Here is a 15,339-nt window from a genome sequence, read left to right on the forward strand (position 1 = left end):
CGCCGGGTGCCGCTGCCCGACGCCCGCCTCGCCGCCGCGGGCCGCTGGGCTTACGCCCGCCTCACCGCCGCGGGTCGCTGAGCCTCGCGGGCTGCTGGGCCGACGCCGGCCCCACCGCCGGAGTCCGCTGCCCGCGGCCTTCGCGCCGGAGCCGTTCCTCCCTCACGCCCGCTTGCCCGCCGTGGTTGCCCAGCCCGCCATCAGCCAGAACGCCGCGATGGCGACCACGCCGGTCCAGCCGAAGTGGGCGAAGGCGAGGCCTGCCAGGGCCGAGGCCGTGGCTCCGCCGGCGAAGCCCGCGACGACATAGGCACTGTTGGCGGTGGCGGGGGCGTCGGTGGTGGTGAGGGCGAGGGTCTGGTTGGCGACGTGGGAGGCGACGAGGGCCGTGTGGATCACGATCGCGGCGACGAACAGCGCGACCATCACCTGGCCGCCGAGCCAGAACAGCGGCACCGACACGGCGGCCAGCAGATACGCGTTGCGGACCACCTTCGCGGCACCGAAGCGGTCGACCAGGCCACCGGCCAGCGGGGCGACGACGCTCGCCGCCAGGCCGAAGAGGCCGAACAGGCCCGCGGTCGCGGTGGAGAGGCCGTACGACTCGCCCGTCAGGAGCAGGGCCAGTGAGGTCCACAGCGCGCTCCAGGCGCCGTACATGCCGGCCTGCCGCACGCACGCCCGCCACAGGTCGGGTGACCGGCGCACCAGGCCGGGCATCGCGCGCAGCCCGGCGAAGAGGCCGCCTTCGCGGGGCCGGCGGTGTTCGGCGGGCAGGACGGCGGCGGTGAGCAGGCCGAGGGCCGCGGTGAGGAGGGCCGCGCCGACGAACACCGCGCGCCAGCCGAAGGCCTGTCCGGCGAGTCCGCCGAGGACGCGGGCGGCGACGATACCGGTGAAGAGACCGGCGATGACGGCTGCGACGTGCCGGGCGCGGTGGTGGGCGGGGGCGCGTTCGGCGACCAGCGGCACCAGGAGCTGCGGTACGACGGTGGCGGCCGAGGCGGCGAACACGGCGGCCGCGAGCGCCGCCGTGCCCGACGCCGCGGCGCCGGCGACGAGCGCCGCCGTGGTGACCAGCGAGAGGACCGCCACCAGTCGGCGGCGGTTCACGCGGTCGCCGAGCGGGGCGAAGAAGAGGAGTCCGGCGGCGTAGCCGAACTGGGCGACGGAGGCGATCCAGGCGACCGCCGAGGGCGCGGTGCCGAAGTCGTGGGCGATCAGGGGGAGCAGGGGGGCGGCCACGTAGATGTTGGCGGCCGTGACGGCGGTGCAGAGGGCGATGAGGGGAAGGAAGAGGCGGTGGGCGAGCCGTGCGCGCTCGACGGGTTCGGTGTGCTGCTGCCTGACGGTGGCCGCGGACGGCATGGCGGAGACGCTCCTTCGGGCCGACACTGATAACTAACCAGTTGGTTGGAACGGGGAACAGTCTCGGCCGCCCGCCCATTCCCTGTCAACCAACCAGTTGGTTACCGCGTCGTACCATGTCCTCATGGCAACGACCAGGACCACCACCCGCGACCCGGAGGCCACCAAGGCGCGGATCTTCGAAGCGGCGGTCGCCGAGTTCGCCCGGTACGGCATCGCGGGCGCCCGCATCGACCGCATCGCCGCCGAGGCGAAGGCCAACAAGCAGCTGATCTACGCCTACTTCGGCAACAAGGCGGAGCTGTTCACCCAGGTCCTCGGCCGCTGCATGGTCGACCTCGCCGCCGCGTCCCCCGTCGACCCCGACGACGTCGAGGGCTGGATGGACCGGCTGATGGACTACCACGCGGCCCACCCCGAACTCCTGCGGCTCCTCTACTGGGAGGGCATCGAGTACGGCACCGCGGAACTCCCCGACGAGCCCGAACGGCAGGAGCACTACGCCCGCAAGGTCGCCGCCGTCCAGGACGGCCAGGACCGCGGGGTCATCGACGACACGATCCCCGCCCGCGACCTGCTGTTCCTGCTGATCGCTCTCGCCAACTGGGCCACCGTCGTCCCCCAGATGAGCCGCATCCTGGTCGGCGCGGACGACTCCGCCGGCGACCGCCTGCGCGCCTCCGTGAAGGAAGCGGCCCGCAGGCTGGTCACCCGCCCCTGAACCGCACCTCTCAGTTGGTGCCGATCCGCGCCAGCAGATCGACGATCCGCGTCTGGACCTCCGCGCTGGTGGAGCGCTCCGCGAGGAACAGGACCGTCTCGCCGGAGGCCAGCCGCGGCAGATCGGCCTGGTCGACGGCGGCCGTGTAGACGACCAGCGGCGTGCGGTTCAGCTGCCGGTTGGCGCGCAGCCAGTCGACGATCCCGGCCTGTCCCCGGTGCACCTGCATCAGGTCCATCACCACCAGGTTCGGCCGCAACTGCCCGGCGAGCGTGACCGCGTCCGCGTCACTGGCCGCCCGCGCGACCTGCATCCCGCGCCGCTCCAGCGTCGACGTCAGCGCCAGCGCGATCTCCGCGTGCTCCTCGATGAGCAGTACCCGCGGCGGATGCTGCTCGCTGTCCCGCGGCGCGAGCGCCTTCAGCAGGACGGCGGGATCGGCACCGTACGCCGCCTCGCGCGTCGCCTGTCCGAGCCCGGCCGTCACCAGCACCGGGACCTCCGCGGCCACCGCCGCCTGGCGCAGCGACTGCAGGGCGGTCCGGGTGATCGGCCCGGTCAGCGGGTCGACGAACAGTGCGGCGGGGAAGGCGGCGATCTGGGCGTCGACCTCCTCGCGCGAGTGCACGATGACCGGCCGGTAGCCGCGGTCGCTGAGCGCCTGCTGGGTACTGACGTCCGGAGCCGGCCACACCAGCAGCCTGCGCGGGTTGTCCAGCGGCTCCGGCGGCAGCTCGTCGTCCATCGGCTGCGGCCGCGGCGGATCGGCGACCTCGACGGCCCCGCCCGGACCGTCCAGCGGCTCCGGCCCTTCGGCGGCGTTCTTGTCCGGTGCCCCTATGGCGTAGGACCGTCCGGCCCCCTCGGTCCCGGGCGCGAGCCGCGACTGCCCGGCCATGGACTGCCCGGCCATCGTCTGTCCGGTCATCGCCTGTCCGGGAAGCGGCTGACCCGCGAGCGAGGGATGCGCGCCGCCCGGTGCCGCCGGTGCCTGCGGTACGGCGGCCTGCTCGCCCGTCGGATGCGGGCGGGCCGCCTGCTCCTGCCCGCCCGCCGGGTCGGGCGGCGTCCCCAGCTTGCGGCGCCTTCCGGAGCCGTTCGGATGGTGCGGGGCGGGAGTGGAGGCGGAGGCGGAGTGGGTGGGCGTGGGCTGGGCGGCCTGCGGGGCCTCCGGCAACCGCTGGACCTGCTGGGCCTGCTGCGCCGACTGGACCTGGTGGACCTGCGGCGCCTGCGCGGCCTGCCGGGCGAAGGGCACGCCCTGGCCGAGCGTCCGCACGCTGATCGCGCGGCCCTGGGTGGAGTTGGGGTCGACGGGCGGGGCCGTCGCCGCCTCGGCGGGCAGCGGCTGAGCCACCCGTGGGTGCGCCGTGGCCGCCTCGGGCGGCAGCGGGGTGCCCGAACCGGGGGTCGGCGTCGCCGGGACGGCCGTTTCGGCGGGAAGCGGCCCGACGGGCGGCACCTGGGTGGAGGGGCCTGCCTGTCCGGGCACGTTCGGTGCGGCCTGGGGGGCCGGTGCGGCCGGGTCCGGCAGACCGGGAACGACGGGCCGGCCGGCTTCCGGCTGACCGGGCAGCGGCTGCGCGGGCACCGGCTGGGCCGGAAGCGGCAGCTCGGGGACGATCTCGACGGGCTGGGCGGAAACCGGCACCGGCCCCTGCGCCTGGGCGGCCTGCACCTGAGGAACCTGTGCCCGAGGGGCCTGGGCCTGCGCCGGAACGGCGGCGGCCGGGCCGCCCTCCGCCTCCGGCACGGGCTGGCCCACGGCCCGCCGCCGACGGCCCGTGGGCGCGGCGGTGGGGTGCGGCTGCGGTGGGGTGTGGTCGTCGGCCTGGCCGTGCGCGACGGCGTCGTGCCGGCCGTGGTCGATCAGCGAGTCGTCGGACGCCGCCTGAGCGGGCACCTGGGCCCGCCCGGGAACCGGAGCGGGAGCGGGCACGGGAGCGGGAGCGGGGATCGAACCAGGAACAGGTACGGCCTCCTGCCCCGGCACGGGAGCGGGCGGCACCGGCCCCTGCTGCCCGGGGACCTGCCCCGTGACCTGCCCCGCGTCCCGTGCCCCAGCGCTCTCGGGCCCGTCGGTCGAGCGGTCCGCCTCGGCGGGCGGCAGCGCGAACACGGTACGGGGCCCGGACTCCTGCGCGGCGGCGCGTTCGTTCGCGGCGGCCAGGGCACGCCGACGGCGTCCCGTCGGCTGTTCGGCACCCTCCGCGGGCACCGGAGCGCCGGCGACGGCGGGCAGGGCCGGCGGCAGGGCGGCCTGCGGCTCGTCACCGTCGCGCCGGGCCCGCCGTCCGCTCGGCGCGGGGACGCCCTGCGGCGGAACGGTGCCGCCGAGTCCCGTACCCGAGGCGGCGGTGCCCGCCGCGTGCTCGGCGGCCGTGACCACGGCACCCTCGCTCACCCCGGCGTCCTGCCCGGGTTCGGCGGACCGCGCGCGCCGTCGGCCGGTTCCGCCGGAGGCGTCCGCCTCCTCGGCGGGGGCCGGGGCCGGGATCTCCTCGGCGGCCGGACCACGCCGGCGACGGCGGCCGGTCGGCACCCCTGCCTCGGCGTCGGCCTCGGCACCGACGGGTGCCGCACCCGGAACCTCGCCGTCCAGGAAGGCGTCCACGGAGGACCGGCGGGCCCGCCGCGGCCCGGCGAGGGAACCCTGCTCGTCGGCCGGGTCCGCCGCGGGCAGGTCGTCGGCCGCCTCGGCGGCCCCGGCAGGCGAACCGGCCGGCAGCGCGAAGGCCGACCCGACGACGGGAGCGGCGACGGCGCCCGCGCCGCCGCCCAGCGGAACCTCCAGGACGTACGCGCTGCCGCTCATGCCCGGCACCTCGTGCGTCTGCAGCACGCCGCCGTGCGCCCGCACGATCCCCCGCACGATCGGCTCGTGCACCGGATCGCCGCCGGCGTACGGGCCGCGCACCTCGATGCGGACGACCTCGCCGCGCTGGGCGGCGGCCACCACGACCGTGTTGTCCATGTACCCGCCGGCCGAGACGGGCGCGTTGCCGGTGGCGTCGACGCCCGCGACGTCGGCGACGAGGTGGGCGAGCGCGGTGGCGAGGAGCCGCGCGTCGACCTCGGCCTCGATGGGTGGCGCGTGCACGGCGAACTGGACCCGGCCGGGGCCGACCAGCTCCACGGCCCCGTCCACACCCGCGGCGACGACGGCGTCGAGCATCACCTTCGTACGGGTGATGGCCTCGCCGCCGGTGTCCAGGCGCTGGTAGCCGAGGACGTTGTCGATGAGGGTGGTGATGCGGGCGTACCCGGCCGACAGGTGGTGCAGGACCTGGTTGGCCTCGGGCCACAGCTGCCCGGCGTCGTCGGCGGCGAGCGCGGACAGCTCGCGGCGCAGTTCGTCCAGGGGGCCGCGCAGCGACCCGCCGAGCAGGGTCAGCAACTGGTCGTACCGGGCGGCGAGGGCCTCGTACCGGTCCTTCTCCCGTTCGCCCAGCGCGGCATAGCGTTCCTCGCCGGCCGCCAGCTCCTCCTCGTGCCGCTCGCGCAGCTCCTCCAGGTCGGCGACGTGCTGCTGGCGGAGCGCGGTCAGGTCGGAGGCGTGCTCCTCGGAGAGCCGCTCCAGCTCGTCCGCGTGCCGCTTCTCGAGGGCGGCCTTCTCCTCGGTCAGGGTGTCGTAGAGCCGCCGGTCGGTGAAGGTCATCACCGCGCCGACGAGCTGGTCCCCGTCCCGCACCGGGGCGGTCGTCAGGTCCACGGACACCTTGTCCCCGGCCTTCGACCACACCACCTGGCCGCGCACCCGGTGCTTGCGCCCGGAGCGCAGGGTGTCGGCGAGCGGCGACTCGTCGTAGGGGAACGGGGAGCCGTCGGCGCGGGAGTGCAGCACGAGCGTGTGCAGTTCCTTGCCGCCGAGGTCGCTCGCCCGGTATCCGAGGATCTGGGCGGCGGCCGGGTTGACCAGCACGATCCGCCCGTCGGTGTCGGTGCCGACGACCCCCTCGGACGCGGCCCGCAGGATCATCTCGGTCTGCCGCTGCGACCGGGCCAGCTCGGCCTCGGTGTCGACGGTGCCGGACAGGTCGCGCACGACGAGCATCAGCAGCTCGTCGTTGGCGTAGCCGTAGCTGTCGTAGGCCTGCTGGCCGTTCTCCAGGTTGGCGCTGGTGACCTCGACGGGGAACTCGGTGCCGTCGGTGCGCCGGGCGACCATCCGGGTGGGCTTGGTCCGGCCGCGCGGGTCCATGTGGTCGGGGCGCCGCATCGAACCGGGGATGAGCTTGGAGTCGAACTCCGGAAGGAGGTCGAGCAGGCCGCGCCCCACGAGGGCGGTGCCGGGCGTCTCGAAGGCCTCGAGCGCGATGGTGTTCGCGTTGACGACGGTGCCGTTGGCGTTGACCAGGACCAACGCGTCGGGCAGTGCGTCGAGTATGGCCGCGAGGCGAGCAGCGCCTCGGGATGGCCTGCTGCTCACGAGTCGCTTCCTCCCTGTTACCGCACCTTGCCGACCGCTCGGGCCATATTGCCAACCGTCCCGCAGCGTGTCACGCGAGCGAGTCTAAGGGCTGGGGTCGTCCTCGCGGCGCCGGATGAGAGGCAGCTCGCACGACTAAGTGACACAGAACGTATGACCGCACGTCCGGCCTTCGCGGGACCTTCGCGTGACGTTTACGCCACCGGTGCTTCTGCCAGGGGGAACCTGTGCGCGCTCCACGGGGCGCGGGAGGACCGCCGCCGCCGTCCCGACGGGCCTCCTGGGAGGCGGGACGGCGGGACGGCGGGACGGCGGCGGAGCGGAACCCAGTCGGCCGCCCGGCACCTCCTGTCAGGGGCGGGCGGGCAGCCGCCCCACCTCGGGGAGCAGCGGCACGAACCGGTCCCAGCGCTCGATGTGACATCCGTTGCCGCGCTCGAACGTCGTGTCGACAGGGCGACCGGCCCACCGGCCGGTGACATGCGCGGTGGCCGGACCGCCGTACCGCATGGTGCACACGCCGCCGTCCGGCACGGGCGCGAAGGGATCCCTCCCCCACCGGGTGTTGCGGTCCACGGCGGCGCAGGCCCCCGACACATCCGGGTGCTCCCCGCGGTCCGGGTGGCAGCGCACCGCGAACGTTCCGTCGGCGCCCCCGCCCGCGCCCCGCACGGTCACGGTGAGGTGGTCGCCGGCGGCCGGCCGGTCCTCGTCGCGCACGGGCGGCGGCGCGAGGGGCGGCCGGGCCGCGCCGGATCCGGCATGGGCGGTGACGGAGCCCGCGGCGAGGGAGCCCGCGACGGCTACGGCGGAGGCGGCGGAGAGGGTGAGTACGAGCCGCCGGAGCGGTGTGACCTGGACCATGGCCTGCCTAACGCCCCGCCCGCGGCGACGTTCCGCCCGGCGAACACCTTTGCCCCGCGGGCCGCCCGCCTAGTATCGTGGACGCCGATTGGTGACACGACGCTCGACTGTGTCATCATCTGCACGCGCCACTCGCCCACACGCGAGCGGCTGTGTGGAGGCGTCGCCTAGTCCGGTCTATGGCGCCGCACTGCTAATGCGGTTTGGGACTTCAATCCCATCGAGGGTTCAAATCCCTCCGCCTCCGCTCGACATCGAAGCCCCGGTCCTCCGCGACCGGGGCTTCGTCGTCGCCGACCTCCCTCCCGCACCCCCAGATCGGCCCTTTTCGCAGGTCACAAGGGGTAGGGGAATCGGATTTCACATGGCGGCGGCAGTCATGTAATGTTCTTCCTGTCGCCGCGAGCGGGCCGGAAGGGCCGGGAGCGAAGGCAGAAAACAAAAGAAGAACAAGCACTCGTAGCTTAACGGATAGAGCATCTGACTACGGATCAGAAGGTTGCAGGTTCGAATCCTGCCGAGTGCACAGCAGACCAGAGGCCCTAAGGAGTGATCCTTAGGGCCTCTGGCTTATGTCTTGACGGCAGTCTTTGACGGCAACCGCCTTTGCGAGCCGATCAGACGGCTACCGGGACACCGGCCGCGCCGTCGTCATCGTCCGGATCGTTGCCGTCACCCCTCAGGGCATCCCCGACGCGATCGAAAGCGGATCGCTGCGAGTCGAGCCGCACGAAGGTGTAGATGTCCATGGTCACGCGGATCGAGCTGTGGCCGAGGACTTCCATGATCATGCGGGCGTCGGCTCCTTGCTCGTGGAGGAGTGACGCGCAGGTATGGCGCAGATCGTGCAAGCGGACCTTGCGGACGCCGGCGCGGACGCACAGGGCTTCGAACGAGCGGTTCATGTTGCGCGGCTCGATCGGCGTCCCGTTCTTCGTGGTGAAGACGAGACCGTGTCCAGTTTCCTTCCAGCTGTCCTCCGCTGCCTTCTTGTCAGCGATCTGCTGGGAACGCTGAGCGCGGAGCGCCGTCACACACTCAGCAGGCAGGGCCACACGACGGGCCGAGCGCTGGGTCTTCGGCGCGACGATCAGCAGTTCGCCGCCGACCCGTTGGAGCGCCTGCCGGACGGTGAGCACTCCTTCGTAGAGATCCACGTCCGACCAGCGCAGCCCGAGCAGCTCACCGCGCCGAAGTCCGATGCGGACCGCCAGTTCGTACGCGGCCCACAGCCGGTTGTCCCGGGCCGCCGCCAGGAGCTGACGGCCCTCCTTGGCCGTGAGCGGTTCGATCTCGCGCTTCGTGCCCATGCTGAGCTCCACGCTCCGGGCCACGTTGCGGGGCAGTTCGTCCTCACGTACGGCGTGCTGGAGAGCGGCACGCAGGATCACCAGCAGGAAGCGCACGGTCCGGTCAGAGGGAAGCTTCTTGCAGCACTGCCGGAGGGCGCAGCAGCGCCGCTTGTGCTCCGGCCGCTTCTTGTCCTTGCCCTGTGCGCAGCACTGGCAGGTGACCGCAGTCTTCGCGAGGAAGGCGCGGATGTCGCGAGCGGTGAGCCGGACCAGCTTCTTCCTGCCGAACTCCGCGGTGACGTAGTTGCGCACCAGCGACTCGTAGTTGACGTACGTCGTCTTGCGGACCTTGTTCTTGGCGATGTTCGTCAGCCAGTACGTTAGGTACTCGGCGATCGTCATTTTGCTGGTGGCGACCGGGAGACCGTTGAGGGAGTCGGCCTTGAGGTTGGTGAGCTTCTCGTGCGCCTCGTCCCAGGTCTTGCCGTAGACGCTGCGCCGCTTGTACGTGCCGTCCGTAGTCAGGACGTACGCACTGCCCTCCCAACGTCCGTCCTTGCGCTGGTAGATGGTGCCCTCGTTGTTGGCGTTCTTCTTCGGCGTGGCCATCAGGCGGCTTCCTGTTCGGTGCGGTGGGATACGTAGGCGTCCACGGCGGTTTCGCTGATGCGGCGGCAGCGGCCGATCTTGAAAGAGGCGAGTTCGCGGGAGCGGATCAGGTCGTGGACCTTCCAGCGGCTGATGCCGAGGCGCGTCGCGACCTGGTCCACGGTGAGTACGGCGGTCGTCATGCAGCAGGCCCCAGCCCTTCGTGCTTGCGGCGTTGGGCCTGGTTGATGTCGTGGCGGGTCTGGTTGGCGAGGAGTTCTTCGCCGGGGCGGTAGCCCGAGGCGAGGTAGGCCCAGGAGGCTTCGGTGACGAGGACGGTGTCCGGAGTGGGTGCGGGGAGGCCGGCGCGGATGCGGGCGGCTTCGGCCTGGGCGAGGCGCCAGGTTCGGCGTACGTCGCGGAGGGCGCCGAGGGTGGTGGAGTAGGCGCGGGACTTGGTGGAGAAGTGGCCGCGGAAGCCGAGCATGTGGGCCCACTTGCAGAGCTTGAGGTCCGCGAATTCGGGCAGGCCGCCGAGGTCCCAGGCGGTGCGGATCATTTGCCGAACGTGCTGGTGGACGGGCAGGTCCCGCAGGGGTTCGGCTTGGCGGGTACCTTCGCAGTCGGGGCACAGGTCCCGAATACGGTCGCCGACCGTGCCGTGGCCGGAGCAGGTGCGGCAGACCAGGGAACGGTCGACGGTGCCGGAGTCCTCAGCGCTCTTGGTGGCGTACTTGGCGACGTATCCGGCCACGGCGGCGTCGGTGAGTTCGCCGTCGCCGAGGGCGGTGATCTCCTGCACATCGAGCATCTGTCCCCAGCGGATCTCGTGGTCTCCGACGGTGTCGGAGGTGACGGTGAGCGCGGTGCGGGGGACGGCGGTACGGATGCCGTGGGTGAGGTCGTCCACAGTGGCCCAGGCCGGCGGGGAGCTGGTGTGGCCGTCGGGGCCGTCGATGCGGATGACGGCGTGGAAATGGACCAGGCCGCGCTTCTGGTACTCGGCGACCTTGGCGAAGGACACCCGCAGAACTTGCTTCATGTCCTTCTGCGTAATGCCGAAGTGGGCGGCCAGGGCGCGGCGGAGGTTGAGGGTGAAGCGGGCCCACAGGGCTCCCGCGTGGGCGTTCCACAGCACGGCGCCGGTGTAGTCGTAGGAGACCGGGTGCAGTGGTGCGCCGAGTTCGGGGGCATCGTCTGCGTGGCGCTGGCCGCAGCGGCAGGCGCGCGGCTTGCCGGCCTTGGTGGTGGCCCGGTTGTGGACGGGGCCGAACGAAGGGGCGGTGAGCGTGACGAATACGCGGGGGTGGGTGCGGACGGTTTCGGGGACGTTCTTGCCCCCGGAGAGTCCGGTGCGGATGAGGTGATAGGTGTCGGCGGCGTAGACGCGGGAGCAGGTGGCGCAGCGGGAGGCGCGACGGTTGCCGCAGGTGGTCAGCAGGCGTCCCGTAGGTTCATCGCTGGTGGAGTACGAACGGATCGTTTCTCCGGTGGCTGTGTCGCGGGTGTGGGTGTGGCCGACGAGGTTGACGGGCGGGTGCAGCCGCGCAGGCGGGAGACTTGATCGCGGGTGCGGTCGAAGTCGCCGAGGTTGGCCAGCTCGATCAGGTCCCGGACAGCGGGGCTGATCACGTGCCGCAGGTCGAGGTCGCGGGGCATCGGCAGGTACGTCCTTTCCGTTGATTGAGCCCCGGGCAGCGCTGAGGGCGGGGGCTGGGTGCTGCCCGGGGGCGTGACGGGTCAGGCCCAGGGGGCCGGGGAGGGGAAGAGGCGGGAAGGTCAGGCCGTCAGAGCCGCGTGTGCGGCGGTGGCCAAAGGAAGGCTTACGCCGAGGCGAGCCTTGAGCTGGGGCGCGGTGATCGGCTGGCCGTGTGCGGCGCGGTGGGCGTCGGCGATCTCGCGGGCGGCGTCGAGCAGGGCCGGAGCCACCTTGACCGGCGAGTGCGGCGCAGCGACTGGAGAGACGGCGGGAGCCGGGGGCATCGCCGGTTCGGGGGCAGGCTCCGGGGCAGGAGCGGCTTCGGCCCGGTCGTCCTTCGGCATAGTTTCCCTGTTCGGATCCGGAAGGGCTACGGAGGTCCCGTGACCAGCCGATACACCGGCGGGGGCGGGGGTGGTGACGGCGTGGAAGTGGCGCAGTAGCGCGGGGCCGACAGCGCCCCAGCCGAGGAGGAGCAGCGGGGCGACGGCGTCGACACAGGCGCGGCCGTAGTGCCCGGCGATGATGGGTTCGGCGATGTTGAGGGCGAGAGTGAAGAAGCCGGAGGTGTGCATCAGCCGGGTCGCGCCCTTGAGGTTGTCGGCGGGGACGCCGCGCAGGGACAGGTAGCGCAGGGCGACCAGGAGACCGAGGACGGACAGGTCGACCATGGGGGCAATCAGGGGTGCGATCGGGTTGGGGACGCCCAGGCGCAGGGCGAGGTTCCAGACGTTGCCGAAGGAGAACACGAACGCCAAGAGGGCGATGACCGCCATGACCACAGTGATCGTGCGCTGAGTGATCCGGTCTTCTGACATGAGGGGTTTCACCTCCTTCCAGGATGAGTTGGGGACAAGAGCAGGGGGTCAGTCGCGGTCGAGGTCGGCCCGGTAGGCGGCGTTCGGCCCGAGGTAGCTCTCCAAAACCCGGCGTTCGCTGGCGTTGGCGACGCGGTAAGCGGTGATGCCGATCCGACCGGCCATGTCAAAGTCCTGGGCGGTGATCGCCCTGCGCATCTGCCGGATGTAGATCCTCATGACGCGGCCCATGTCAGGCCGCCTTTGCCGGGGGCTCGGGGTCGGGCTTGGTGAGGTCCACCACCGGGCGGCCGGTCAGGTTCTCCAGCAGCCGGGCCGGGTGCTGCGTCAGGTGGGCGGTCTGCTCGGAGATGCGGGCAGCGTCTTCGTCGGCGACGTAGGGCGTACGAATGCGTACGAAGCCGGGGCGCCCGTGCTGGGACATGACCGCGACACCGACATAGGCGGGGTCCTGGAGGTTGACGGGGCTGGCGTCGGGCCACTCGCGGATGTCGTCGCCGAGCGCGGCCACGGCGGCATCCGCGGTCTTCTGCGCGAAGGAGAGCCCGACCGGGCACACATCCCGGATGAAGGTGGGGATGGCGTCCCCGGTGGTCTTCTGTGTGGTCAGTATGGTCAGGAAGCCGACCGAACGGCCCTTCTTCACCAGGTCCTCCGTCAAGCGGGCGTTGTCCGCCGCGAACGCGGCGAGCTTCCTGGTGGCCGGGTCGGAGCCCTTGTGATCGCGGAAGTAGGTGTGGGCTTCGTCGATGACGATGACGATCAGTGGCCAGTCGGCGGACGGGCCGACGTGCCACATGTTCTTCACGCCCAGGACGCTGCGGATGGAGGCGGAGCGAGCGCGGCGCAGCTGCACCAGTTCCTTCAACAGCTTGTTCGCCTGTTCCAGGTCGTCGCCGCAGAACGCGAACGCCCGCTGGACGAGGTCGGCGTAGTCGCCCTCATAGGCGTGGGAAACCTTGCCGTCGAAGAAGACGAACTGCACGGCCGGCGAGGGTGCCCAGTCGCACACCAGCCGGTTCACGCACGAGGTCTTCCCGAAGCCCGGCAGGCCGCCGACAGCCATGCCGGGTACTTCCCTGAGGGGCACGACGACAGGTATACCGAACTCGTCGACCCCCAGGTCCCACTGCGCGTACTCCTCCGGCGGGTGGCCGGTGGGCACGTGCACGGTCGGCACGATCAGCGGGTCCACCCGCACCCCACGCAGCAGGACCTGCCCGGGCCTCTCTCCGGGTAGCGCGGACACCCGCGTCATGCGCCAGGCGTCCGCCAGATAGGGGGCGGCCTTCTGGAACTCCGCCAGACCCACCTTCGGCAAGCAGTTCGCCCACGCCATCACCCCGAAGGCGTCCGGTGTGACCTTGAGCGCCGGAACCAAGACCCGGGGCTTGGGCGGTGTGCCGTCCGTGTTCGCGAGCGAGGCCAGAGGGGCGGGCATCTTGTCCGTGACCGACAGTCCGCACATCTGCGCGAGCCGCTTCCAGCCCCAGCGAATCCGTATCGCCTGCCGGATACTGATCCGTTCCATCGGCGACGCCCGCAAGTAGCGGACGACCCAGACCACAGCCCACAGGGCGATCAGTCCGAGTCCCAGCCACATCGCTCCGCGGAGCCAACCAGACGCTTCGTTGAGTTCGTTCACCGGTCTTCCTTCATGTCGTTCGGGAAACGCGCGGCATCGGACGCGCGGAGAAGCACAGGGATGGGGGCGCATGCCCCGGAAGGGCAGCCGCTCCGTCGATGAAGATTGCGAGCGGGCGGCTGCCATCTGGGGTCTCACCCCAGCCATGCGGGGAGCGGCGTCACGCCGCAGCGGACTCGGGCGCGGCCATGTCCTGCTGCACGTGCGAACCGTCGACGAGCTCCAGCGCGGAGCAGCGGTACGCCACGCCCTCCTGAAGCCGATCGTTGAAGATCTGCGCCCACGGGCTTGCGAAGAGGTCCACCGGGCGGACGAACCGGCCCGGGTGCAGGCCGTTGGGCAGACCGGTCTGCGGGACGGTCACCTTGATCGCCTCTGCGCGCTCGCCCTCCATCACGAAGAGAGTCAGCGTGCACAGCGGCGCACCGGTCTCGAAGTCCACCGCGCGGACGCCGTTCTCCTGGTCCTTCCACTTCGGCACCGTCGGCGTGCCGACCATGACGTTCGTGGAGTCCAGTACGTGCACACGGATAACGGTCCTGGCCATGACAGTGAGGCCCTTTCTGCAGGAGGTGACCGGTGATCTCTGGCCAGGATAAGATACAACCACATGTTTCAGTTGGCTGCAACGCTAGGCAACTGAAACCCTGAGGGTGGGAGTTTGCTGGTACTCCCGCGTGATCTAGCTGGGTGGCCGTATCCTGCGGCCATGACACTGCCCCTCGATCGGGACCACCGGCCCCCCTATGTGCAGGTCGCCGAGTACCTGCGACGCCAGATTCAGACCGGCGTTCTGAAGCCCGGTGACCAGATCCCTCCGTCGCGGGAACTTCAGGAGAAGTTCGGCATTGCCAGCGCCACCGTGCAGAACGCGTTCCGCATGCTCAAGAGCGAGGGGCTCATCTACGGCGTCCAGGGCAGGGGCAGTTTCGTGCGCCGGCCCGAAGGTGAACCCGAGCAGGCTCAGGACGAACAGGCTGCCGGAGAGGGTGCACCCGAGAGTGCGGCCCCCAAGCCGACGCCTTCCGAGACTCGCTACTTCAACCTCGCCATGGACGTGGAGGAGCTGAAGCATGAACTGGCGGGCCTGAAGCGGGACATGGCCAAGATGTTCACTCTGATGCAGAAGATGGCAGACCACATCGACGGGCGAGAGAGTTGAGTTCCCGCGCTGCCTGCTGCATGAGTTTCGCGAACTCGGCTATCTCGCCATCCAGTTGCTTCACGTCCGCTTCCAGCGCTGCGATCTCTCGCTCGTCCACCGTTTCCCCGTTCATTGCTGTGCCGTTCTTCCGTGTCGTCGCAAATCCCCTCGTTGGCCCGTCCTGGTGAAGCGCGCGTGCACCATTCGGCCGCTCGTCCGGGAAGCCTGCTGAAACCGGTCTGCCTGCCGCAACCCACGTGCCCGCCGGGCGGGAGCGGGCAGGAAAATCCCTCGTGACCTCCCGTCGCGCGGGCGGCGAGTCGCAGGACCGCACCGGCTGACGGGAAGCAGTCGGCTGCTGTGACCGGCGCAGAGCCCGCCAGTCATCTCCCACTCGCTCCACCTCCGTTGCCCTGGGCCGTAGCCCTCCGGAAATTCGCAGAGGAATCCGGACTCTCACTGGCTACAGGTGCCGGAAGGCCTGAGCGTGTGACGGTCAGCTGTGTGGCTTGAGTCACATCTATCGCCTTCGGTGGGCATAGGCTCCAGGCCCTCCGGCGTGAGCTGCGTGCGATCAGTGAAAGCTGATGATCAGTCAGATAGCGCACTTCGCTCCCCCTTTCTGATGACCCGCGCCCGGCGGGCACGCCTGTGGATAACTTTCAGCAGGGACATCAGACATGGCGGGGCCTGTGGATAGAGAACGGCGATCCGGCGAACAGAACGGATTGAAATGGCAATAATGCGGATGAGATATGTCGAACACGTCGA

At 71.3% G+C, this 15,339-nt stretch carries 11 protein-coding genes, 2 tRNA genes and 1 pseudogene; 4 read left to right on the top strand and 10 right to left on the bottom strand.

Annotation, left to right across the window (positions count from 1 at the left end; translation table 11 throughout):
* Positions 1-162: 162 nt before the first annotated feature.
* The gene (locus ACFYO5_RS27065) at positions 163-1,368 is read right to left on the bottom strand and encodes an MFS transporter (RefSeq protein WP_388713395.1); all 1,206 of its coding nucleotides are present in this window, start codon (positions 1,366-1,368) and stop codon (positions 163-165) included.
* Between the two features lie 124 nt (positions 1,369-1,492).
* Here ACFYO5_RS27065 and ACFYO5_RS27070 point away from each other — a divergent pair, with 124 nt between their 5' ends.
* The gene (locus ACFYO5_RS27070; protein ID WP_356568765.1) at positions 1,493-2,089 is read left to right on the top strand and encodes a TetR family transcriptional regulator; all 597 of its coding nucleotides are present in this window, start codon (positions 1,493-1,495) and stop codon (positions 2,087-2,089) included.
* 10 nt (positions 2,090-2,099) lie between these two features.
* Here ACFYO5_RS27070 and ACFYO5_RS27075 read toward each other — a convergent pair whose 3' ends face one another.
* Complete coding sequence (locus tag ACFYO5_RS27075) at positions 2,100-6,518, bottom strand: PAS domain-containing protein (RefSeq protein ID WP_388713398.1); 4,419 nt, start codon at positions 6,516-6,518, stop codon at positions 2,100-2,102.
* Between the two features lie 351 nt (positions 6,519-6,869).
* Positions 6,870-7,382 (bottom strand): SSI family serine proteinase inhibitor, encoded by a 513-nt coding sequence (locus ACFYO5_RS27080; RefSeq protein ID WP_388713401.1) that lies wholly within the window; start codon positions 7,380-7,382, stop codon positions 6,870-6,872.
* 156 nt (positions 7,383-7,538) lie between these two features.
* Between ACFYO5_RS27080 and ACFYO5_RS27085 the strand changes: the two genes are divergently transcribed.
* Positions 7,539-7,629: transfer RNA gene (locus ACFYO5_RS27085), tRNA-Ser, on the top strand.
* A gap of 206 nt (positions 7,630-7,835) precedes the next feature.
* A tRNA-Arg gene (locus ACFYO5_RS27090) sits at positions 7,836-7,908 on the top strand.
* Between the two features lie 91 nt (positions 7,909-7,999).
* Here the strand turns inward: ACFYO5_RS27090 and ACFYO5_RS27095 are convergent.
* The 7 genes and pseudogenes from ACFYO5_RS27095 to ACFYO5_RS27125 all read right to left on the bottom strand — a co-directional run bounded on the left by ACFYO5_RS27095 (position 8,000) and on the right by ACFYO5_RS27125 (position 13,971).
* Positions 8,000-9,283: a tyrosine-type recombinase/integrase gene (locus ACFYO5_RS27095; RefSeq protein WP_388713404.1), complete on the bottom strand. Its 1,284-nt coding sequence runs from the start codon at positions 9,281-9,283 to the stop codon at positions 8,000-8,002.
* Positions 9,283-9,465 carry a helix-turn-helix domain-containing protein gene (locus ACFYO5_RS27100; RefSeq protein ID WP_388713407.1) on the bottom strand — a complete coding sequence of 61 codons (183 nt, stop codon included), beginning with the start codon at positions 9,463-9,465 and terminating at the stop codon, positions 9,283-9,285. Before ACFYO5_RS27100 ends, ACFYO5_RS27095 begins: the two co-directional genes overlap by 1 nt.
* Positions 9,462-10,921: pseudogene (locus ACFYO5_RS27105) on the bottom strand (replication initiator). Before ACFYO5_RS27105 ends, ACFYO5_RS27100 begins: the two are co-directional and overlap by 4 nt.
* Positions 10,922-11,041: 120 nt before the next feature.
* The gene (locus tag ACFYO5_RS27110) at positions 11,042-11,779 is read right to left on the bottom strand and encodes a DUF2637 domain-containing protein (protein ID WP_388713410.1); all 738 of its coding nucleotides are present in this window, start codon (positions 11,777-11,779) and stop codon (positions 11,042-11,044) included.
* A 48-nt stretch (positions 11,780-11,827) separates the two neighbouring features.
* Positions 11,828-12,010 carry a hypothetical protein gene (locus ACFYO5_RS27115; protein ID WP_388713413.1) on the bottom strand — a complete coding sequence of 61 codons (183 nt, stop codon included), beginning with the start codon at positions 12,008-12,010 and terminating at the stop codon, positions 11,828-11,830.
* A gap of 1 nt (position 12,011) precedes the next feature.
* The gene (locus ACFYO5_RS27120; RefSeq protein WP_388713416.1) at positions 12,012-13,424 is read right to left on the bottom strand and encodes an FtsK/SpoIIIE domain-containing protein; all 1,413 of its coding nucleotides are present in this window, start codon (positions 13,422-13,424) and stop codon (positions 12,012-12,014) included.
* 160 nt (positions 13,425-13,584) lie between these two features.
* Positions 13,585-13,971, bottom strand: a complete 387-nt coding sequence (locus ACFYO5_RS27125) for a hypothetical protein (RefSeq protein WP_388713419.1) — start codon at positions 13,969-13,971, stop codon at positions 13,585-13,587.
* Positions 13,972-14,133: 162 nt separating this feature from the next.
* On the opposite strand from ACFYO5_RS27125, the gene ACFYO5_RS27130 reads away from it, so the two are divergent.
* Positions 14,134-14,586: a GntR family transcriptional regulator gene (locus ACFYO5_RS27130; protein ID WP_388713422.1), complete on the top strand. Its 453-nt coding sequence runs from the start codon at positions 14,134-14,136 to the stop codon at positions 14,584-14,586.
* Positions 14,587-15,339 lie beyond the last annotated feature (753 nt).

The sequence above is a fragment of the Streptomyces sp. NPDC006259 genome (assembly GCF_042870975.1).
Lineage (GTDB): Bacteria > Actinomycetota > Actinomycetes > Streptomycetales > Streptomycetaceae > Streptomyces.

What these genes read in the sequence shown, in the direction of transcription:
- ACFYO5_RS27095 (WP_388713404.1), bottom strand. Translation starts at nt 9,283, where the DNA reads ATGGCCACGCCGAAGAAGAACGCCAACAACGAGGGCACCATCTACCAG.
- ACFYO5_RS27130 (WP_388713422.1), top strand. Translation starts at nt 14,134, where the DNA reads ATGACACTGCCCCTCGATCGGGACCACCGGCCCCCCTATGTGCAGGTC.
- ACFYO5_RS27125 (WP_388713419.1), bottom strand. Translation starts at nt 13,971, where the DNA reads ATGGCCAGGACCGTTATCCGTGTGCACGTACTGGACTCCACGAACGTC.
- ACFYO5_RS27110 (WP_388713410.1), bottom strand. Translation starts at nt 11,779, where the DNA reads ATGTCAGAAGACCGGATCACTCAGCGCACGATCACTGTGGTCATGGCG.
- ACFYO5_RS27115 (WP_388713413.1), bottom strand. Translation starts at nt 12,010, where the DNA reads ATGGGCCGCGTCATGAGGATCTACATCCGGCAGATGCGCAGGGCGATC.
- ACFYO5_RS27070 (WP_356568765.1), top strand. Translation starts at nt 1,493, where the DNA reads ATGGCAACGACCAGGACCACCACCCGCGACCCGGAGGCCACCAAGGCG.
- ACFYO5_RS27080 (WP_388713401.1), bottom strand. Translation starts at nt 7,382, where the DNA reads ATGGTCCAGGTCACACCGCTCCGGCGGCTCGTACTCACCCTCTCCGCC.
- ACFYO5_RS27100 (WP_388713407.1), bottom strand. Translation starts at nt 9,465, where the DNA reads ATGACGACCGCCGTACTCACCGTGGACCAGGTCGCGACGCGCCTCGGC.
- ACFYO5_RS27065 (WP_388713395.1), bottom strand. Translation starts at nt 1,368, where the DNA reads ATGCCGTCCGCGGCCACCGTCAGGCAGCAGCACACCGAACCCGTCGAG.